Origin of the sequence: Massilia sp. Se16.2.3, assembly GCF_014171595.1 — a bacterium.
Classification (GTDB): Bacteria; Pseudomonadota; Gammaproteobacteria; order Burkholderiales; family Burkholderiaceae_D; genus Telluria.
On sequence record NZ_CP050451.1, the window covers coordinates 2,781,085 to 2,802,297 of the forward strand.

Annotated in this window: 13 protein-coding genes and 6 pseudogenes; 11 read left to right on the plus strand and 8 right to left on the minus strand. The window is 66.9% G+C overall.

From position 1 onward, the window contains the following. Window positions 1–165: 165 nt before the first annotated feature. The 6 genes and pseudogenes from rpoD to G4G31_RS12715 all read left to right on the plus strand — a co-directional run bounded on the left by rpoD (window position 166) and on the right by G4G31_RS12715 (window position 5,477). Window positions 166–2,580, plus strand: a complete 2,415-nt coding sequence (gene rpoD / locus G4G31_RS12705) for an RNA polymerase sigma factor RpoD (protein WP_374011307.1) — start codon at window positions 166–168, stop codon at window positions 2,578–2,580. Window positions 2,581–3,835: 1,255 nt separating this feature from the next. After that, window positions 3,836–3,892: pseudogene (locus tag G4G31_RS29090) on the plus strand (hypothetical protein); the annotation flags it as partial. Window positions 3,893–4,124: 232 nt separating this feature from the next. Continuing rightward, window positions 4,125–4,301, plus strand: coding sequence for a methyl-accepting chemotaxis protein (locus G4G31_RS29095; protein ID WP_374011237.1), 177 nt, complete (start codon window positions 4,125–4,127; stop codon window positions 4,299–4,301). Beyond that, a pseudogene (locus G4G31_RS29100) lies at window positions 4,298–4,354 on the plus strand (methyl-accepting chemotaxis protein); the annotation flags it as partial. The gene G4G31_RS29095 and the pseudogene G4G31_RS29100, both read left to right, overlap by 4 nt. A gap of 64 nt (window positions 4,355–4,418) precedes the next feature. Continuing rightward, window positions 4,419–4,787: a methyl-accepting chemotaxis protein gene (locus G4G31_RS29105; RefSeq protein ID WP_374011238.1), complete on the plus strand. Its 369-nt coding sequence runs from the start codon at window positions 4,419–4,421 to the stop codon at window positions 4,785–4,787. A gap of 201 nt (window positions 4,788–4,988) precedes the next feature. Further along, entirely contained in the window at window positions 4,989–5,477 is a 489-nt protein-coding gene (locus G4G31_RS12715; protein WP_182988014.1) for a hypothetical protein, read from the plus strand. 513 nt (window positions 5,478–5,990) lie between these two features. Here the strand turns inward: G4G31_RS12715 and ppc are convergent. After that, a pseudogene (gene ppc, locus G4G31_RS12720) lies at window positions 5,991–8,828 on the minus strand (phosphoenolpyruvate carboxylase). Window positions 8,829–8,994: 166 nt separating this feature from the next. On the opposite strand from ppc, the gene hemC reads away from it, so the two are divergent. From hemC to ppa, 5 genes and pseudogenes are all read left to right on the plus strand, one after another. Next, complete coding sequence (gene hemC, locus G4G31_RS12725; protein ID WP_182988015.1) at window positions 8,995–9,978, plus strand: hydroxymethylbilane synthase; 984 nt, start codon at window positions 8,995–8,997, stop codon at window positions 9,976–9,978. Window positions 9,979–9,989: 11 nt separating this feature from the next. Beyond that, window positions 9,990–10,758: pseudogene (locus G4G31_RS12730) on the plus strand (uroporphyrinogen-III synthase). 151 nt (window positions 10,759–10,909) lie between these two features. Next, window positions 10,910–11,931, plus strand: a pseudogene (locus G4G31_RS12735) (uroporphyrinogen-III C-methyltransferase). Window positions 11,932–12,003: 72 nt separating this feature from the next. Continuing rightward, window positions 12,004–13,171: pseudogene (locus G4G31_RS12740) on the plus strand (heme biosynthesis HemY N-terminal domain-containing protein). A gap of 528 nt (window positions 13,172–13,699) precedes the next feature. Beyond that, window positions 13,700–14,239, plus strand: coding sequence for an inorganic diphosphatase (ppa, locus tag G4G31_RS12745; protein ID WP_182988016.1), 540 nt, complete (start codon window positions 13,700–13,702; stop codon window positions 14,237–14,239). Window positions 14,240–14,516: 277 nt separating this feature from the next. Here the strand turns inward: ppa and G4G31_RS12750 are convergent, their stop codons facing one another. From G4G31_RS12750 to G4G31_RS12780, 7 genes are all read right to left on the minus strand, one after another. Beyond that, window positions 14,517–15,953, minus strand: coding sequence for a PA domain-containing protein (locus tag G4G31_RS12750; protein WP_229424933.1), 1,437 nt, complete (start codon window positions 15,951–15,953; stop codon window positions 14,517–14,519). After that, on the minus strand, window positions 15,940–16,239 hold the full coding sequence (locus tag G4G31_RS12755) for a post-PEP-CTERM-1 domain-containing protein (RefSeq protein ID WP_182988017.1): 300 nt from the start codon (window positions 16,237–16,239) through the stop codon (window positions 15,940–15,942). The genes G4G31_RS12750 and G4G31_RS12755 overlap by 14 nt, the downstream gene beginning before the upstream one ends. Window positions 16,240–16,435: 196 nt before the next feature. Next, a complete protein-coding gene (locus G4G31_RS12760) occupies window positions 16,436–17,104 on the minus strand; it encodes a choice-of-anchor J family PEP-CTERM protein (RefSeq protein ID WP_182988018.1) in 669 nt (222 codons plus the stop codon). 464 nt (window positions 17,105–17,568) lie between these two features. Beyond that, window positions 17,569–18,642 carry a branched-chain amino acid ABC transporter permease gene (locus G4G31_RS12765; RefSeq protein ID WP_182988019.1) on the minus strand — a complete coding sequence of 358 codons (1,074 nt, stop codon included), beginning with the start codon at window positions 18,640–18,642 and terminating at the stop codon, window positions 17,569–17,571. 13 nt (window positions 18,643–18,655) lie between these two features. Continuing rightward, window positions 18,656–19,684: a branched-chain amino acid ABC transporter permease gene (locus G4G31_RS12770; RefSeq protein WP_182988020.1), complete on the minus strand. Its 1,029-nt coding sequence runs from the start codon at window positions 19,682–19,684 to the stop codon at window positions 18,656–18,658. A 7-nt stretch (window positions 19,685–19,691) separates the two neighbouring features. After that, a complete protein-coding gene (locus G4G31_RS12775) occupies window positions 19,692–20,438 on the minus strand; it encodes an ABC transporter ATP-binding protein (RefSeq protein WP_182988021.1) in 747 nt (248 codons plus the stop codon). Beyond that, a complete protein-coding gene (locus G4G31_RS12780; protein ID WP_182988022.1) occupies window positions 20,431–21,213 on the minus strand; it encodes an ABC transporter ATP-binding protein in 783 nt (260 codons plus the stop codon). The genes G4G31_RS12775 and G4G31_RS12780 overlap by 8 nt, the downstream gene beginning before the upstream one ends.

Sequence of the window (21,213 nt, forward strand, 5' to 3'; positions counted from 1 at the left end):
CGCCTGGCATCGCTGAAGGCACAGGCCGAGGCGCCGGAAGCTGAGATGCCGGTAGCGGACATGCCGGTAGCGGACGTGCCGGTAGCGGACATGCCTGTTGCTGAAGTTCCGGCAGCGGACGTGCCGGTCGCGGACATGCCAGTCGCGGACATGCCGGTTGCGGACATGCCGGTCGCGGACGCTCCTGTTGCCCAGGCATCCGATGTGCCCGCTGCCCTGACCGCCGTTGCGGAAGAGTACCAGGCCAGTGCCGCCCCGGCGGGCCCGGCGCCTGTCATCGTAAGGAAGCGCACCAAGCTCGCCGCCCTGAAAGCGGCCGAGGCCGCGCCGGCAAGCGAAGCGCCTGTGCCGGTCGCCGCACCCGCCGTCGCCGCCAACGACGAAGCACCCAAGGTCGTGCGTGCCCGCGCTGCCCGCCGCATGGAGCCGTCCGTCGCTGTCGTCCCGAGCGCACCCGCCGCCGTGAACGCCGTCAGCCAGACCACCGATGCCGCCGTGCTGGCCGCGATCGATACCTCGGGCTACCTGCTGCCGGGCGTGAAAGTGCCGGGCCGCCGCGGCCGCAAGCCGAGCGAATTCACGCCGGAAAACGACGAAGTCGCGGCACTGAACGCGGTCGAGCGCGCCGAGCTGAAGGCCGTGTCGAAGGCGCGCGAGCGCAAGGCCAAGGGTGCCGGCCTGCTCAGCGGCGAAGGCTTCTCGGGCGAGGAACTCGAAAAGCGCCGCACCCAGCTGAAGAACCTGATCAACATGGGCAAGGAGCGCGGCTACCTGACCCATGCGGAGATCAACGACCACCTGCCGGAAAACATCGTCGATCCGGAAGCGATCGAAGGCATCATCGCGACCTTCAACGACATGGGCATCGCCGTCTACGAGCGTGCGCCGGAAGCGGAAATGATGCTGCTGTCCGATAACGCCGTGACGCCGACCAGCGAAGACGAAGTCGAGGCCGCCGCCGCGACGGCGCTGTCGACGGTCGACTCCGACTTCGGCCGCACCACCGACCCGGTCCGCATGTACATGCGCGAAATGGGCGCGGTGTCGCTGCTGACGCGCGAAGGCGAAATCGAGATCGCCAAGCGTATCGAGGAAGGCCTGAAGGACATGGTCCAGGCGATCTCGGCCTGCCCGACGACGATTTCCGAAATCATCGCGCTGTCGCACAAGATCGCCAGCGACGAGCTGAAGATCGACGATGTCGTCGATGGTTTCGTCGACCACAACGACAACGCCCCCGCCCCGGTCGCCGCACCGGGCAAGACCGTTGCCGGCGATGACGAGGACGAGGAAGAGGAAGAAGTCGAGGAAGAAGAAGACGGCGACGCCGCGGGCGGCGCGGCTGGCTATTCGACCGAGCAGCTGGCGCAGTTGCGCCGCGGCGCGCTGGAAAAATTCGCCCTGATCGAAGAGCAGTTCGACCGCATGGGCCATGCCTTCAAGACCACCGGCTACGGCTCGGCGGCCTACGAGAAGGCACAGGAAATCATCTCCACCGAGCTGCTGGGCATCCGCTTCACCGCCAAGATCGTGGAAAAGCTGTGCGACACCCTGCGCGGCCAGATGGACGAAGTGCGTTCCATCGAGCGCGCCGTGCTCGACATCTGCGTGAACCGCTGCGGCATGCCGCGCGCCCACTTCATCAAGGTCTTCCCGGGCAACGAAACGGACCTGGCCTGGGGCGACCGCGAAGTCGACTGCGCCTATCCGTACAGCGCCGTGCTGGGCCGTAACCTGCCTGCGATCAAGGAACTGCAGCAGCGCATGATCGACCTGCAGGCACGCGTGGCGCTGCCGCTGGCCGACCTGCGCAAGATCAACAAGCAGATGGCAGCGGGCGAGAAGCGTGCCCGTACCGCAAAGCGCGAAATGACGGTCGCGAATTTGCGTCTGGTGATCTCCATTGCTAAAAAATATATCAACCGCGGCCTGCAATTCCTCGACCTGATCCAGGAAGGCAATATCGGCCTCTTGAAAGCGGTCGACAAGTTCGAATACCGCCGCGGTTATAAATTCTCGACCTACGCGACCTGGTGGATCCGCCAGGCGATCACGCGCTCGATCGCGGACATGGCCCGAACGATTCGCGTGCCGGTGCACATGATCGAGACGATCAACAAGATGAACCGCATCTCGCGCCAGATCATGCAGGAAACAGGCAGCGAGCCGGATCTCGCCACCCTGGCCCAGAAGATGGAAATGCCGGAGAACAAGGTCCGCGAGATCATGAAGATCGCGAAGGAACCGATTTCGATGGAAACCCCGATGGGCGAGGACGGCGATTCGCAGCTGGGCGACTTCATCGAGGACAACACCACGCTGGCCCCGCTCGACGCCGCGCTGCACGCGTCGATGCGCAACGTGATCAAGGAAGTGCTGGACTCGCTGACCCCGCGCGAAGCGAAGGTGCTGCGCATGCGCTACGGCGTCGAGATGTCGAACGACCACACGCTGGAAGAAGTGGGCAAGCAGTTCGACGTGACGCGCGAGCGTATCCGCCAGATCGAAGCCAAGGCCATGAGCAAGCTGCGCCAGCCTTCGCGTTCGGACAAGCTGAAAACCTTCTTGCACGACAAGTAACAGCATTGCGCCTGGTACCGAAAACGCGTCCTCCATCCGGGGACGCGTTTTTTTTTGCCTGCTTCACTCGCGGCGTAGGGGCAGGGCTAGCGGGACAGGATGCTTGTCGCAACGCAAACGCCTTCAGCACATCCGCAACGTTTCCTTATTTGTTCGCAAACGGTTCGGCCGAAAACTGTTGACCATAACCAGTAGTCGCGCAAAGATTCCATACGGCAATATAATCGCCGGAAGAATTTTTGTTCAATTAAGCCGACAGACCATGGTTGCCCAACTCCTACGCCGCGCCTCCATCCGCACCAAGCTTCTCGCCAGCATGGCCGCCTGCCTGCTGCTGCTGCTGGTCATTTCCGCCACCCTCAGCGTCACGCTGACCAGCCGCAGCCTGCGCGAGCGCGCAATCTCCCAGGACCTGCCCGCCGTGGTGGGCGAAATCCGCAACGACGTGCTGCGCCGCATCGGCCAGCCGGTCACGGCGGCGCTGGCGGTCGCCAACAACACCTATGTGCGCGACTGGGAGCGTGCCGGCCTGCCCGACGAGGGCCTGGCTGCCTGGCGCGCCTATGCGGCCCAGATGAAGGCGGCGAACAAGGCGATGGGCGTGTTCTGGGCCTCGCCGACGACGCTGAAATTCATGGACGAGAGCGGCCTGAGCTACACGATCGACAAGGCCAACCCGAAGAACGCCTGGCTCGACGCCTTCATCAACAGCGGCGCGCCCTACGAACTGAGCATCGATCCGGACATCAAGACCGGCGTCATGAAGCTGTTCATCAACGCCCGCGTGGAACTGGGCGAGGGCAAGCTGGCCGTGGCGGGCCTGAGCCTGGGTGTGAAGGATATGGCCGACGCCGTGCGCGCCTACAAGATCGGGCAGTCCGGCTACGTGTTCCTGGCCCGCGCCGACGGCAGCATCGTGCTGCACCGCGACCCGACCCTGGGCGACGGCGAGCACAACGTGAAGGACTTGCCGGGCTATTCGCCGGAACTGATTGCTGGCCTGACGAAAAAGGCGACCTTCGCCAGCGCGCGGCGCGAATCGAGCCACGGCACCCTGATCATTGCCTCGTCCTACATTCCGGAACTCGACCTGTACGTGATCGCCGAGGTGCCGGAAGCGGAAGTGCTGGGCGGCGTGCTGCGCTCGGCCACGATTGCCAACATCGTCGCGGGACTGATCGGCGGCTGTGTCGGCCTGTTCGTGATCCTGCTGGTCAGCCGCGCGATTGCGTCTCCGGTGGCGCGCGCCGCGCGGATGCTGGGCGAAATCGCCGACGGCAGGGGCGACCTGACGCGGCGCATGCGCGTCGAAACGCAAGACGAGGTCGGCGCGCTGGCGCATGCCTTCAACCGCTTCGTCTCGTCCCTGAACAGGACGATGGGCGAGGTGCGGCGCAGCAGCGACGCCATTGCCGGTGCCGCTGCGGAAATCGCGGCGGGCAACATGAACTTGTCGAGCCGTACGGAAGCGCAAGCTTCCAGCCTGGAAGAAACCGCGGCGGCCATGGAAGAACTGACCTCGACCGTGCGCCAGAATGCCGACAATGCGCGCCAGGCCAACGCCCCTGGTGAGCTCGGCCAGCGAGCAGGCCCGCCGCGGCGGCGAAGTGGTGGGCGAAGTGGTGGCGACGATGGGCTCGATCACGGACAGTTCGCGCAAGATCGGCGACATCATCGGCGTCATCGACGGCATCGCCTTCCAGACGAATATCCGGCGCTGAACGCGGCCGTCGAGGCGGCCCGCGCCGGCGAGCAGGGACGCGGCTTTGCCGTCGTCGCCAGCGAGGTGCGCAACCTGGCCGGACGCTCGGCCGCCGCGGCCAAGGGAAATCAAGGCCTTGATCCAGGATTCGGTTGGCAAGGTCGACGCCGGCGCGCGCCTGGTCGATACGGCCGGTGCGACCATGACCGGCATCGTGCAGGCGGTGGCCCGGGTGGCCGACCTGATGAGCGAGATCGATGCGACCAGCACCGAACAGAGCCAGGGCATCGGCCAGGTGAACGGCTCGATCGCGACGATGGACGACGTCACCCAGCAGAACGCGGCCCCGGTGGAAGAAGCGGCGGCTGCGGCCAGCGCGCTGGAAGAGCAGACCGCGACGCTGGCGCGCGTGGTCGGCGTGTTCAAGCTGGACGAGGCCTGGCGCGATGCCGTCCCGGCCGCCGGCGTCCGCGCGCAGCCTCAGGCGCCTGTCCTGGCGGCCTGAGACCGGCGCCCGAAGCGGGGAAGCCGTGCGCGGCTCCCCAATCGCGCGAGGCCGGCAGGTCGGCAGTTGTAATATCGGGGCGGAGCCGGCGGATCGGCCGCCTGGCCAGCCGCCATGGAGCCGCGCATGCCACGTCCTTGTCCTCGTCTTCGTCCCGCCGTATCCTCCCGCCTGTCGTTCTCGTTCCCCTTGGGCCTGCTGTTGCTGGCCGCCGCCAGCGCCGCACCTGCCCGGGAGCGCGAGGGCAAGGACGAGCCGATCTCGGCCGACCGGCCGGATTTCGTCGAGTCCAGCGAAGTCGTCGGCAAGGGCAGGGTACAGCTCGAAACCAGCTTCCTGAGCGAGCGCGAGCACACGCTGTCGATGCCGACCCTGCTGCGCGTCGGCGTGGGCGAGGCCGTCGAGCTGCGCTTCGAGACGGAAGGGCGCACCCTGCGTCACAGCAGGGAGGCGGAGACGGGCGAGCGCAGCACACTGGGCGGCTATGCCGATACCGCCGTCGGCCTGCTCTGGCATGCGCTAAGTACTCGACCGAAAATAAATGGGAATTTTGGCAAACAGAACCGGATGCGGTGCAAGACGGCGAGAGCGCCGCAGTGCGAGCACTGCCCCGCAAGCGGACGCGAGCCGACGCAGCAACGCGCCGGTTCTGGAAGCCAAAAACACATTTATTTTCGGGTGAGTACTTAGACGCCAAGGGTGGCATGCCATCGGTCGGCGTGCTGGTCGGCGCCGAGCTGCCGACAGGCTCGCAGGGCGCTGCGCGGCGTGGGCGTACGGCCATCGCTGCGCGTGGTCGGCGAGTGGGAGCTGCCCGGCGAGATGCAGCTGGGCGTGATGCCCGGCGTCGCCGTCCTGCACGAGCGCGATGCCGAGCGCACAAGCTACGGCCTGCTGGGTATCGCACTCGAAAAATCCTTCGACGCGCGCCTGCGCGGCTTCGCCGAGCTGACCCCTGCCGCACATCGCGCGCAGCCGGCACGGCGGCACCGAGGCCAGCGTCGGGCTGGGCGCGGCCTGGCTGCTGTCGAAGGACTGCCAGCTCGACACCATGTTTTCGCGCGGGCTGAACCATCGCACGCCTTATGCCAGCTGGACCGTGGGCTTGTCGTTCCGGCTCTGAGCCGGCTTGGCGGGCGCATGGTGGGTGCCTACCCTACGGATGCGCAATGCGATATGCCGGCATGGCGCACCCTGCAGGGATCAGCCGGTATTGCGCAATCCCGCCGCCACGCCGTTGATCGACAGATGAATCCCGCGGTGTACGCGGGGGTCCATCTCGCCAGGCTTGTGGGCCATGGCGCGGTGGCGATGGATCAGCTCGACCTGCAGGTGGTTCAACGGGTCGAGGTAGGCGAAGCGGTTCTGGATCGAGCGTGCCAGCAGCGGATTGCCGGCCAGGCGTTCGCTGTTGCCGGTGATGGCTTCGAGCTGGCGGATGGTTTCGCCATGCTCGGCGGCGATGCGCTTGAAGATGCGCTCGCGCAGTGCCACGTCGGGCACCAGGCCGGCGTAGCGCGAGGCGATCGCCAGGTCCGTCTTGGCGAGCACCATGTCCATGTTCGACAGCAGCGTCGCGAAGAAGGGCCACTCGCGCACCATTTCCTGGAGCATGGTCAGGCGTTCTTCCTGCGGACCGTCGGCCAGCCAACTGGACACGGCTGAACCGAAGCCGTACCAGCCCGGCAACAGCAGGCGGCACTGGCCCCAGGAGAAGCCCCAGGGAATCGCGCGCAAGTCCTCGATGCGGCGCGTCTTCTTGCGCGAGGCCGGGCGCGAACCGAGGTTCAGTTCCGCGATCTCGGCGATCGGCGTGGCGGCGAAGAAGTAGTCGGTGAAGCCCGGGGTCTCGTAGACCAGGTTGCGGTAGGCGGCATATGCCCGCTGCGACAGTTCGGCCATGACGGCCTCGTAGGCGGCGAGGCGCTCGGCCTTGCCGCGGTCCTGTCCATGCGGCATCAGGCTCGCTTCCAGGGTGGCGGCCACCAGCAGTTCCAGGTTGCGCCGGCCGATCTCGGGATTCGAGAACTTCGAGGCGATGATCTCGCCCTGTTCGGTCAGGCGGATCTGGCCGTTGACGGTGCCCGGCGGCTGCGCCAGGATCGCCTGGTAGCTCGGGCCGCCACCGCGGCCGACGGTGCCGCCGCGGCCGTGGAACAGGCGCAGCTTGACGCCGGCGCGTTCGAACACGTCGACCAGTTTCAGTTCGGCCTGGTACAGCTCCCAGTTCGAGGTGAGGAAACCCCCATCCTTGTTCGAATCCGAGTAGCCGAGCATGACTTCCTGCAGGCGGCCCTGGTTGTGGATGATGCGGGTGACCAGCGGCAGCGCCATCCACTCTTCCATGATGGCGCTGGCGCGCTGCAGGTCGGGAATGGTTTCGAACAGCGGGATCACCATCACGTCGGCGATGCCCGCGCCAATGCGCAGCAGGCCCGCTTCCTTCTGCAGCAGCAGCACTTCCAGCAGGTCCGACACCGCCTCGGTGTGCGAAATGATGTAGTTGCGGATCGCGCGGGTGCCGTAGCGCTGGCGGATCTCGCGCGCGGCGCGCACGATCGCCAGTTCCGACTGGGTCTCGTCGGTATAGGTTTCGAAAGGCGAATACAGCAGGCGTGGCTGGGCCAGTTCGGCCAGCAGCAGCTTGCACTTGTCCGCTTCCGAGAGAGCAGCATAATCCGCTTCGACCCGGGCCTTTTCGAACAGTTCGGCCAGCACGCGCTCGTGCACGTCCGAGGTCTGGCGCATGTCGAGCGAAGCGAGGTGGAAGCCGAAGATGCGTGCGGCGCGCATCAGGCCGGCCAGACGCGGCGTGACCAGCATGGCGCCATGGTTCAGCTGCAGCGATTCCGCCAGCACCTGCAAATCGGCGGCGAATTCGGCCGCGTCGCGGTAGGGGGCGGCATGGCCCACTTCCTTGCGCAGGATGTTCACCGCACCAAGTTCGCGCGCGCTGGCGGACCAGCCGTGCGTACATGCCGATCAGGGCACGGCGGTAGGGTTCGTCGGCGCGGTGCTCGGACTGGTCGGTCGAGCGCTCGGCCAGGGCCTGCATCGCCGGCGTGATGTCCACCATCAGCGTCGAGGTCGACAGCTCGGCGCCGAGCGCGTGCACCTCGTCGAGGTACCACTCGAGGATGGTCGTGGCATGGCGCATCGTCGCGTGGCGCATGGTGTCGGCGTTGACGTTCGGGTTGCCGTCGCGGTCGCCGCCGATCCAGCTGCCCATCTGCACGTAGGCAGCGTCGCCCAGCTGCGCCGGGCTGCCGTGGTACTGGACGCCGATCTCGTCTTCGATATCGTCGTACAGAGCCGGCAGCTCGCGCAGGAAAGTGATGCGGTAGTAGGACAGGGCGTTTTCGATTTCGTCGGCCACCGTCAGCTTGGTGTAGCGCAGCATGCGCGTCTGCCACAGGGTGGCAATGCGCGCCTGCAGCAGCTGCAGGTTGCGCACCTGCTCCTTCGGCGTCATCGGCAGGTCGCGTTCGGCCAGCAGGCGCGCGATGTCGTGCTCGGCATCCAGGATGCTCTTCCTCTGCACTTCGGTCGGGTGGGCGGTCAGCACCGGGGCGATCAGCGCGTTGCGGAAGAAGGTTTCGACCGTCTTCTGGTCGACGCCGGCGCCGCGCAGCCGGCTCAGTGCATGGCCGACGCTGCCTTCGCGCGGACGCGAACCGGCCAGCAGGTGGGCGCGGCGGCGGCGGTTGTGGTGCTGGTCCTCGGCGATGTTGGCCAGGTGCGAGAAATAGGAAAAGGCCCGCACCACCGAGATGGTCTGGTTGCGCGTGAGCTTGTGCAGCAGCGTGGTGAGCTCTTCGCCGGCTTCGGGGGGTCGGCGTCGCGGCGAAAGCGCACGGCCGTCTGGCGGATGGTTTCGACGACGTCGAAGACGGCATCGCCCTCCTGGTCGCGCAGCACGTCGCCGAGCAGGCGGCCGAGCAGGCGGATGTCTTCCTTCAGCGGCGCGTCCTTGTCGGTGGTTTGCACGGCAGGTGCGTCCGGGTTGTCGGCGGGATTGTCTAGTGCAACGGGTTTGTCCATATCGGCCACAGGTTCGCTATATAAAAGTCGTCGGTTGTGCATGGCGATCGGCCACGGTATGCAGGTAGGCGCATGCTAAAATTTGTGATTCTTTGCAAGAGCCGCAGCTGGCGCAGGCCGGGTTGGGCGCGGCACCAGGTCCATCATTCATTTTGAAAGCACGAACATGACGCAGCAGGGGCTGGCGCAGCAAGACCAGGCGCAACGCGCACCATCGAAGCTGGTTATCGCATCGCGCGAGAGCCGCCTCGCCATGTGGCAGGCGGAGCACGTGCGCGACCGTCTGGCTGCATTATATCCACAGTGTCAAATTAGCATCCTCGGGATGACGACGCGCGGCGACCAGATCCTCGACCGCACGCTGTCGAAAGTCGGCGGCAAGGGCCTGTTCGTCAAGGAACTGGAAGTGGCGATGGCCGAGGGGCGCGCCGATCTGGCCGTCCATTCGCTGAAAGACGTGCCGATGGAGCTGCCGGAAGGCTTCGCGCTGGCCGCCGTGCTCGAGCGTGAAGATCCGCGCGACGCTTTCGTGTCGAACGATTACGCCAGCCTGGACGACCTGCCGCCTGGCGCCGTGGTCGGCACCAGCAGCCTGCGCCGCCAGGTTCTGATCGCCGCGCGCTACCCGCAGCTGGTGATCCAGCCGCTGCGCGGCAACCTCGACACGCGCACGGGCAAGCTCGACCGTGGCGAGTACGCCGCCATCATCCTGGCCGCCGCCGGCCTGAAGCGCCTGGGTCTGCCGCAGCGCATCCGGGGCGTGCTCGATCCTTCGATGAGCCTGCCGGCCGCGGGGCAGGGCGCGATGGCCATCGAGGTGGCAACCGGCGCGCGCAGCGACGGCCTCGACCTGGCGGCCGTGCTCGCGCCGCTGAACCACTTCGACACCGCCCAGGCCGTGCTGGCCGAGCGCAAGGTGTCGCGCGTGTTCGGCGGCAGCTGCCAGATTCCGCTGGCCGCCCATGCGACCGTGGACGGCGAGCAGCTGCACCTGCGCGCGATGGTGGCCACGCCCGACGGCAGACGCAGTGCCTTTGCCGAGCTGGCCGGCCCGGTCGCCCAGCCCGAGCTGCTGGGGGAGCAGGTGTCGGCGCTGCTGGCGCAGCAGGATGCGCAGGCGATCCTGGACGCTTGCCGCCAGGACGCTTGAGCCCGCGCCGCATGCCTGGGAAGGTCGTCATCACCCGTCCCCGCGCCCAGGCCGATGGCCTCGCGCAGGCCGTCGCCGTGCTCGGGCGTACGCCGGTCCTGCTGCCCCTGCTCGAGATCGCGCCTTTGGCGGACACCACGCTCCTGCGCGCGGCCCTGGCAGAGTTGTCCAGCTTTGCCCCGGTGGCCTTCGTGTCGCCGAACGCGATCGACGCCGCCTTTTCCCATCTGACAGACTGGCCGCGCGAAGTGGCGATCGCCGTCCTGGGCGAAGGCAGCCGAGCGACGCTGGCGCGCCGCGGCCTCGACGCGTCGAACGCGACCATCCTCGGCCCGCAGGACCCGGCGCGCAGCGATTCGGAGAACCTGCTGGCCTCGCTCGACCTGGGGCAGCTTGCGGGCAAGCGGGTGCTGATCGTGCGCGGCGAGTCGGGGCGCGAACTGATGGCGGACGGGTTTCGCGCCGCCGGCGCCGAGGTAGTGGTGGTGCCGGCCTACCGCCGTAGCGTGCCGCCGCTCACGCCCCAACTGGCCGCCACGCTGCGCGCCTTGCTGGGCGGGCCGAACGACTGGATAATCACGAGCTCGGAGGCGCTGCGCGGCCTGTTTGCGCTTCTGGACGAGCTCGACCCCGGCTGTGTCAGCCAAATGCGCGGCCAGCACCTTATCGTGCCGCATGCCGGGATCGCCGAAACGGCGCGTGCCCTCGGACCTGGAGCGCGTGACGCTCACCGGCTCGGGCGACGAGCGATTGATTGCCGCGTTACAATCTCGAACATGAACGAACTGCCGAATAATTCAGATCTGCCGGAATCCGCACCGCCTGCGCAGCCCGCCATGCAGCCACCCGTCGCGCCTCCGGTGCGCGCATCCGACGCGCCGGGCTCCGACGCCTATGGCGCGCGTGTCGTGCACCGCGCACCGCCCCGAGCCTGGCCGACCAGTTGCTGCGGCCGCTGCCGCTGGCCGTGGGGGCGCTGGCCTTCCTGCTGGCGCTCCAGACCTGGTCGAGCCACAGCCGCATCAACACGCTGCGCCAGGAAATGGCGCGCAGCCTGCAAAAAGGCAACGAGATGAATGCGGAGACGGCTGCGCTGGCGCGCGACGTCGCCGAGCAATCGAAAGCGTTGCAGGTCAAGGTGGGCGTGCTCGAGAGCCGCCAGCTCGAGAACCAGAGCCAGCAACTGGCGCTGGAACAGCTCTACCAGGATTTGTCGAAGAGCCGCGACGAATGGGCGCTGTCGGAAGTGGAGCAGGTGCTCTCGACCGCCAGCCAGCAGCTGCAACTGGCGGGCAACGTGCAGGGCGCCCTGATCGCGCTGCAGAACGCCGACCGTTCGCTGTCGCGCTCGGACAAGCCGCAGTTCATCAACGTGCGCCGCGCGATCGCCGGGGACATGGAAAGCTCAGGGCGACGCCCGCCGTGGACCTGGCCGGGGTAGCCGTGCGCCTCGACAGCGTCATCGCCCAGGTCGATACGCTGCCGCTCCTGTCCGACGAGAAACCTTTACTGCCGGCGGCGCCGGTGCGCGCCACCCGCGCGAAGGAGGCGCCGGCGCCGGCCGTCAAGATGACGCTGGGCGAGCGCGTGCTGGCGACCTGGCGCAACTGGAGCGCCGAGATGTGGGACGATGTGCGCCAGCTGATCCGCGTCCGCAGTGTCAATACGCCGGAAGCGCTGATGCTCTCGCCCGACCAGAATTACTTCGTGCGCGAGAACCTCAAGCTGCGCCTGCTCAACGCCCGCCTGGCGCTGCTGTCGCGCGACGAGACGACTTTCGCCAGCGACCTGGCCGCCGCACAGGAGTCGCTAAGCAAGTACTTCGATACCGGTGCGCGCACGACGCAGCAGGCCCAGGCCGCGCTGCGCCAGGTCCAGGCCAACAACCTGGCGATCGAGATGCCGACGCTGGCCGACAGCTTGACGGCAGTGCGCAACTACAAGAAGCCTTAACCCGTCTTCTCCATACGAAGTCTTAACAAGAAGTTCGAATACATGCGTCTACTTCTCTGGCTGGTTGCCCTGATGCTCGCCGCGATCGGCATCGCCGTGACGGCCCGTTTCAATCCGGGCAACGTGGTGCTGTTCTACCCGCCGCACCGGATCGACATGTCGCTGAACCTGTTCGTGGTGCTGCTGGGGCTGCTGTTCCTGACGCTCTACGGCCTGGCCCGGGCGGTGGCGGCGACGCTGCGCATGCCCGAACGGGTGGCCGCCTACCGCCTGCGCAAGCGCGAGCGCGAGGGCAACAAGGGCTTGCGCGATGCACTGAAAGCCCTGTTCGAAGGCCGCTTCGGCCATGCCGAGAAAGCGGCGATGCGTGCCGCCGAGCTGCCCGAGAACGCCGGCCTGGCCGCGCTGATCGGCGCGCGGGCCGCCCATCGCATGCGCGAACCGGCCCGGCGCGATGCCTGGTTGGCCGGCATCGCCCACGACAACACCCTCAAGACCGCGCGCCTGATGACGGTCATCGAGCTGCTGGTCGACGACCACCAGCCGGAAGCGGCCCCTGGCGGCGGTGGCGGAACTCAACGCCAGTGGCCAGCGCCATATCCACGCGCTGCAATGGTCGATGAAGGCGAACCAGCAGGCGCGCAACTGGCCGGAAGTGCTGCGCCTGGTGCGTATCCTCGACAAGCGCCGCGCGCTGCATCCGGCACTGTCGAGCCGCCTGCGCGAGATGGCCTACGACAGCCTGCTGTCGGAAGAGGGACGCGACCCGGAAGCGATCCGGCGCGTGTGGGCGGACGTGCCGGCGCAGGACCGCACCAAGCCGTACATCGCCGCGCGCGCGGCCGCCGCCTTCAACGCCAGCGGGCTGCAGGACGAGGCGCGCGTGATTGCCGAGGAATCGCTCCGTGCAGGCTGGGACGAACGCGTGCTGCGCGCCTACCGCGACGCAGCCGACCCGGCCGGATCGAGCACGCTGCTGTCGCAGATCGAACACTGCGAGACCTGGCTGCGCGAGCGTCCGCTTGATGCCGAACTGGCATTGACCCTCGGCTCGCTGTGCCTGCGCCAGAAGCTGTGGGGCAAGGCCCAGCGCTACCTGGAGCAGGCGCTGTCGGACGCGCTCGACGCGACCATGGTGCGCGACGCCCACCTGAAGCTGGCGCAATTGCACGAAGCGCTCAGCCAGGAAGAGCAGGCGGCGAATCATTATCGGCAGAGCGCGCTGGCGAATCTGTTGTGATGGCGGGCTGAGGCATCAGTCCCCTCGTTTGGTCGAGATTGATCGGCACTGACGGTGTCGTAGGGTGTGCGGCTCCACCCGACCGGCTGATCGCACGCGACGTGGGGCGCCGCTCACGCGTTCAACCCATGCATGCAGGCCCGCGGCCCGGTATCCAACCTTGATCTCCACGCCTCTGCCGAGGCCTTATCCCGGAACCGCACTTCGACCCGCAACCGTGCGTTGAACGCGTGGACGGCGTTTGCGCCGCGTCAGGGCGGGCGTGCGGGTGGAGCCGTCCACCCTACGGTTTTTTTCGCGTCCCCGGCAATATTTCGCGTCCCCGGCAATATCGCTCGGCAAGCACCATTTCTCCCACTGCGACGCGATTCGATGCGCGTCTTTGCGTCGCATGCAAGCCGCTCTTCTCGCGCCTCGCGTGATTCCACCACCACCGATCCGCACGGCAAGGTGCTGCGCCGCACAAGCTTATGCCTATTCGATATAATGCTCCCCTTTATTGATTCTTCAGCAACCAAGGACCCACCCATGAGCTTGAATAACGTCCCAGCCGGCCGCGACGTGCCGAATGATTTCAACGTCATCATCGAGATCCCGATGAACGCCGATCCGATCAAGTACGAAGTCGACAAGGATACCGGTGCGATCTTCGTCGACCGCTTCATGGGTACCGCGATGCACTATCCGTGCAACTACGGCTATGTGCCGCAAACCCTGTCGGACGACGGCGACCCATGCGACGTGCTGGTCATCACCCCGTTCCCGCTGATCCCTGGCGTGGTCGTGCGTTGCCGCGCGATCGGCATGCTGAAGATGACGGACGAAGCCGGTGGCGACGCCAAGATCCTGGCCGTGCCGGTCGACAAGATCCTGCCGATCTACAGCCACTGGCAGAAGCCGGAAGACCTGCAGGACCTGCGCCTGCAGCAGATCCAGCACTTCTTCGAGCACTACAAGGACCTCGAAAAAGGCAAGTGGGTCAAGATCGAAGGCTGGGTCGGCCCGGAAGAGGCGAAGGCCGAGATCATCGGCGGCGTCGCCAAGTTCAAGGAAAAAGAACAGCAGTAACAGCGCAGCGCGGCTGCCGGCGTGCACGCGCCGAGGGGCCGCGGCCATTGCCCATGCCGGAAATGGCATGGGCAATGGCATTGCGGCTGCATACCGGCTGCATCATGAAAAGGCCCGGCACCATCAGGTGACCGGGCCTTTTTTTGTCTCACGCGCTGCACCCCGGGCCTCGGGCCGCACCTGCCTGGGCACGCATCCGGGCACGCATCCGGGCAGGTCGCTGAGCACGTCACTGAGCACGTCACTGGGCGCGCTCAGGAGCACGTCGCCGCCAGTGTTACCAGCCGATGTCCTGCAGCAGCGGGTAGGTGAGGTCGCGCGGCGGCGTCACTTCGTGCGTCAGGTCGGAGTTGATGGACGGCTCCATCAGCTGGTTCGGCTTGGCTTCCGTGGTGTAGTGCGACACCGAGGACCCGGGCGCATTGACGGTCGGCGTGTACATCAGGATGCGGCGCCGCGTATCGGTGCCGGCCAGTCGCGCGGGGTCGATGCCCGGGCTGGCGACGACGCCGGACCGGGTGCGCGAGCGCGACTGCAGGGCGCCCAGCAAGGACGCGCCTGCCGCCTGCGTGACGCGCACCGACGGGATCGTGATGCTCGGGTCGGCGCCGCTCATGCCGGTCGGGTCGCCCGGGGCGTTGTCGGCCACCACCATGCCAATCGCACCCGCAGCCTGGACATTGCGTGCCTTGTCGACGAAGGGGCAGGTACCACGCGAGACGAGGGCGATGTTGCCGCGCACGGCCAGCGCGTTGAGCGCGTCGAGCGGGGTGCAGGCCTGGCCCAGCGCGTTGGCCGCTTCGACCACCGGCATCAACTGCCCCGTGACCGGGGTGGCGCCCAGCGGCGGACCGAAGGAGGCGTCGCCGACGTCGTAGTTGCCCGCCGCCCCGCCCGCGGCACTGCCGCCGACCGTCAGGCGCGAACGTGGATCGAGCACCTGCGGTACCGCGGCGGTGACGATCGGGCCATTCCAGGACAGGCCGTTGCCGCTGATGGCCGACGCGACCCGTTCGGCGTCGGTCATGTCGACCCAGGGCCGTTCGGTGCGGTTGTCGACCAGGTAGTAGTCCCAGATGGAAGGCACGCCGAGGATTTCGGCACCGGTTTCGTCGTCGGTGAAGGTCTGGAAGCCGAGGCCGTGCGCCATTTCGTGCAGCAGCACGGTGACGAGGTCGATGGCGGCGCCGGCATTGCGGTCGAAGCCGAGGTAGAAGCCGGGTCCGGGCAGGCAGTCGGGGAACAGGCCGAGGCGCGAATTGAAGCGTGCGATGATGTGGGGCTCGCCCGGAGTGCTGACGTCGGTGCCGGCCAGCTTGCTGGCCAGGGCGCTCGGATACCGGTGCCGGGACGCGGCGCGTTGGTGAAGTCCGACCAGATCTCGTTCGCGCCGGCCGAGCCGAGCACGGCGCTGTTCTCGGTGCAGGACAGCGGCACGAAGGAAGCGCCGATGCGGATCGGCACCTTGCTGGTCAGGGTGGCGCCCCAGATGTCGGCCGCGTGCTGGAAGGCCAGCAGGCGTTGCTGGCCGAGCGTGGTGCCGGGATTGCCGCCCACCGGCGTGACCGGGGTCGGGTCGTTGAAGCCGACACCCGGGGGCGTTCTGGTTGACGATGGTGATGGTGGCCGCCTGCGCGCTGGCCACGGCGGCACAGGACAGGAGCAGCGTTGCGAGCCGGCGCAGCGGCGTGGTGAACGACTTAGCGAACATCATGGCTGTGCTCCTCGGTGTGGGCTGGCGCGCTCTGCGCTGCATGGACGGCCTTGTCGGCGGCGGCCGCGCCCTGGACGCATTGCTCGGCCAGCTTGCCATCGGGGCCGCGCGTGACGACCGAATACACGAGGCTGCGTTCGCCCAGCCGCACCTGGCGGCTGCCGCCTGGATGGGTGATGAGCGCAGGTTGTGCGGGCGCGCGCAGCGCGCTGCTGCGGCTTGGGGCCAGCGCGCGGATTTCCTGCGGCGTGGCGGCGCGCATCTGGCCGGTCTGGGCGTCGCGCACGACAACCATTCCCTGCTGTGCGGCGCCGCTGCTGCCTGCCGCCGCCGGTGCCGCGGCTTCTGGGGGGCGCGGCCGAGGCGCCGGCCGGGACGAACAGGCCGGCGAACAGCGCGGCCGACAGCGCGGCCGACAACACGGCGCACGGCAGCGCCTTGCGATGTTTGTTATGTGACATGGTGGGGTCTCCGGAGAAGCGTCAGGTCGACTTGCGGCGCATGAAGCCCAGTGCGCCCAGGCCGAGGGCCAGCATGGCGTAGAGCGACGGTTCGGGTACGGCGGTGACTACTCGGACCGAATCAAGGCCAATGTAGTTCAGGGTATTGGCATAGCCGACATAGCGGAAGGCAAAACGGCCTTCGCCCTCGATGTTCAGGCTGCTGCTCCATTCGCTCCAGTCAGCCGGGTAGCCGCCGGTGCCGCCAATGGTGCCGAGCAGCGTGGTGAAGGCCGAGGTGCCGCCGCCGGCCCCGGAAGCGAAACGCACTTCCAGCAGGTCGGAGAAGCCGGGGATGTCTTCATGCCGGGTCCAGAAGGTCAGGTTGGTCACGCCGGTCAGCGACAGCACGGGCGTGATCAGCCAGTTGTCGACCACGCCGAGCGGGTCGCTCGTGCCGAGGAAGCTGGCGGCGGCATAGGAATTGGCGGCGCCCGACTGCGAGCCGAAGATATCGCTGTTGCCCTGCGACCAGCTGGCGCCGCCCGGGACGCTGCTGTTGACGAGGGTCCAGGTAGACAGGCCGCCGACGTTGTCGAAGCCTTCGTTGAGCGCCTCGACCGCCCCATGGGCAGCGCCGGGCGTGGCCATCGCCAGCGCGATGGCGCCGGCCGCAAGGCAGGAGGGGAGGGACGACTTGAGAGTTTTCATGGGTGAGCTTTCATGCGGAGCCAGAAGGATGGCGTTCCACTCGCGCTGGCTGTCACGAGGCCATGGTTGATTTCATCATATGAGCTGAACGATAACGAACATTGATATTCATTCAATGTGTGCGGCAACTCGGCTGTATGGCGTAAGGTCTAACCAGGACAGGCGAAACGTGGCGGCACGCGCGTGTTTCCGCACGCCGTCAGCGCTCTTGCGCAAGCGAAAACTGGTGGACTGGCGGCGGGTTCCGGAGGGGCAGCGTGGAAGCGAAGTGGCGAAGCGGAAGCGGGAGTACGAACGCGGGAAAGGGTAAGAGCATCTAACACAACCTGCAGCGCAAGACGCTGCAACGCAGCCATGCAGGTTGTGTTAGATGCTCTAAAGCGTAGAGGACAAACGAGAGGAAACAAGCAGCGAAACTGCATGCGGACGGCGGGGCGCCGTCCGCATCCAAACAAAGACGCCGCTCAGCGCCGCGCCAGGTAGCTGCGCAGGCGCAGCTTGCCGACAATGCCGATCGGGAAGAAGTAAATCGACAGCACGAACAGCACGCCCAGCCAGAGCATCCAGCGGTCCGGATGCAGGGCCGCGGCCAGGACGGGCACGCCTTCGAGCGCGCTCGAGCCATGGGCCATCAGTTCCTTCAGGTAGTTCTGCGCCAGGATGAACAGCGCCGCACCCACCACGGCGCCATACATCGTGCCCATGCCGCCGATGACCACGATCAGCAGGATGTCGGTCATCACCTCGAAGCCGAGCGAAGTCTTGGGCCCGACATAGCGCAGCCACAGGGCCATCAGGGCGCCGGCCAGCGCCGCCACCAGCGCGGCCAGGCAGTTGGCCCAGATGCGGTAGACGACGGTGCGGTAGCCCAGGGCCTCGGCGCGGAACTCGTTTTCGCGGATCGCCTGCAGCACCCGCCCGAATGGCGAATTCACCAGGCGCAGCAGGAACAGGAAGAGCAGCAGGCAGCCGAAGAAGACCAGGTAATAGGTCAGCAGCTTGCCGTCGATGGAACGTCCGAACACTTCATTTTCCAGCAGCGTGAAGCCGGGCGTGAGTACCTCGGGTACGCTGAAGGTCTTGCCGTCCTCGCCGCCGGTGAAGTCCGACAGCTGCGAGGCCAGCACCGCGAACGAGGACGCCACCGCCAGCGTGATCATGGCGTAGAAGATCGCCCGCACGCGCAGCGCGAACAGGCCCACCACGAGCGCCAGGGCGAGGGCCACCAGCAGGGCAAGCCCTAAGCCGGTGAGCGCCGCCGACCAGGTCGGCTCGTCGACGGACGCCAGGCCGAGGCCAATGCCGTAGGCGCCGATCCCGTAGAACATCGTGTGCGCGAACGAGACGATGCCGGTGTAGCCCAGCAGCAGGTCATACGAGGCCACCAGCACGATGTAGACGCAGATGGTGGCAGCCGTGTTGAGGGGGCGCGCGCCGGAAGTCAGGAAGGGCGCGGCCGCCAGGCCCAGGAAGATCAGCAGCAGGAGGAGCGACAAGGCGCGGCTGCGCGGCAGGTCGCCCGAGAGAAGTCGGTTCATAGGTCCCATGTTGTCAGCCCCGCGCTTTCGAATACAGTCCGGCCGGGCGCCACAGCAGGATCGCGATCATCAGCACGATGTTCGAGACCAGCGCGAATTTCGGTGCGAGAAAACCCGCGTAGTTGGCCACCAGGGCCATCAGGAGGGCGCCGATGAAGCAGCCGCCTACGGAACCCAGGCCGCCGATGATGATGACGATGAAGATCATGACCATGATCTCGCCGCCCATCGCGGCCGAGAGCGTTTCCTTGTACAGTCCCCACATCACGCCGCCGAGACCCGCCAGCGCGGAACCGGCCGCGAACACGGCCACGAAGAGGCGGCGGATGCGGTAGCCCAGGCTTTCCACCATCTCGCCGTTCTCGACGCCGGCACGAATCAAGAGGCCGATCTTGGTGCGGTTCAGGGTCAGGAACATGGCGGCGAACACCACCACGCCCACCACGACCGCTACCAGCCGGTACTTCTCGATGGCGGCGTCGCCAAGGAAGATGGCGCCGCGCAGGGAAGTCGGCAGCGGCAGCGGAATGGTCTCGGCCCCCCAGATCACGTTGATCAGCTGTTCGGCGACGATCATGCCGCCCATCGTGATCAGGATTTGTTTCAGGTGCTGGCCATACACCGGCATGATGATGACGCGTTCAAAAGCCCAGCCGAGCAGGCCGGTGACCAGCATCGCCACCGTGACAGCCAGCGCCAGCACGCCGAGGTTGGCCAGCAGCGAATCGACCTCGAGCCAGCCGCGCATGGGCAGCAGCACGAGGGTGGCGGCAAAGGCGCCGACGGAAACAAAAGCGCCGTGGCCGAAGTTCAGCACGTCCATCAGGCCGAACACCAGAGTCAGGCCGCTGGCCATGATGAAGATCATCATGCCCATGGCGAGCCCGGCGACGGTGAGCGTGACCCAGGTCGGGAAACTGCCAACCAGGGGCAGCATCAACAGGATCAGGGCGGGGACCAGCAGCAGCGGCGCGATGTCGCGCGGTGCGCTCGGCAAGGGCGCATCCTGCTGGGGCGTTGCGAGGGGAAGGGAAGCACTCATTGGATTCCTATTGGTGGGAGTCGAGCGACAGGCCCAGGAGGCGCTGCTGCAAGGCGTCGTCGCCGGCCAGCTGCGCCATGCTGCCGGCGTGGGCGACGCGGCCATCGTCCATCACGCTCACCGTGTCGCCGAGCGAGCGCACGAAGTTGAAGTTCTGCTCGACCAGCAGGATCGTCGTCTCGAGCGCCTTCAGTTCGCGGAAGGCTGCGATCAGGCTGTGCACGATGGCCGGGGCCAGGCCCTTGGTCGGCTCGTCCACCAGCAGCAGCTTCCTTGGCTCGACGATCGCGCGGGCGATGGCCACCATCTGCTTCTGTCCGCCAGAGAGATTACCCGCGGGGTAGTTCCAGAATTTCTTCAGGGCGGGGAAGAAGCCGCAGATCCAGTCGACGCGCGCCATGTCGAGCGGGCCGTTCGTGGCCGCCAGGTACAGGTTCTCGCGCACCGTCAGGTTCGAGAACACGGCCATGCTCTCGGGGACGTAGGCAATGCCGAGGCGGGCGATGTCGGGCGTCGCCATCTTCGTGATGTCGCGGCCGTCGAAGACGATGCTGCCCGCGCTGGCCTTCCACAGGCCCATGATGGTGCGCAGCGTCGTGGTCTTGCCGGCGCCGTTACGGCCCAGCAGCACCGAGAGGCCGCCGCGCGGCACGACCAGGTCCACCCCTTGCAGGATGTGATACTGGCCGATATGGGTGTGCACGCCGGACAGGGTCAGCAGGGGTGCTGTATCCGCCTTCAATGGGTCAGGCATGTTCGGTTTCCGGTGTTCCAAGATAGGCTTCCTGTACGATCTTCGATTGCATGACTTCGCCGGGATTCCCGTCCGCCACCAGGGTGCCGTTGTGCAGCACGATGATGCGGTCGGCCAGCTGGCGCACCACGTCCATCTTGTGCTCGACCAGCAGCACGGTCTTGTTGGCATCGCGTTTCACGGCATGGATCAGGTCGAGCACGACCGGCACCTCGTCCACGCTCATGCCGGCGGTCGGCTCGTCGAACATCAGGATGTCGGGTTCGAGCGCCAGCAGGATCGCCACTTCCAGCTTGCGCTGGTCCCCGTGCGAGAGCGAGCCGACGCGCGCCTCGCGTTTGCCGGCCATGGCCACGCGCTCGAGGTAATGCTCGGCGCGCTCGATCAATTCCTTGTGGCCGAACCAGACCGAGAACATGTTCAGGCCCAGCCCCGCGCGGCTCTGTACCGCCAGGCGCACGTTTTCCATCACCGTCAGGTTGGGGAACAGGTTGGTCAGCTGGAAGGCGCGGCCGATGCCCAGGCGCGTGCGGCGGGCGGCGCCCTGGCGCGTGATGTCCTGGCCATTCAAGAGTACGCTACCGGAAGTGGCCGCCAGCTGGCCCGAGACCAGGTTGAAGTAGGTGGTCTTGCCGGCACCGTTGGGACCGACGATCACGGTCAGCGTGCCCGGATAAAAGTCCGCCGTCACCCCGTTCACGGCGACGTGCCCGCCGAAGCGGATGGTCAGGTCGCGCGTGGACAGGGAAGGCTGTTGCGAATTCACGGCAGTCAT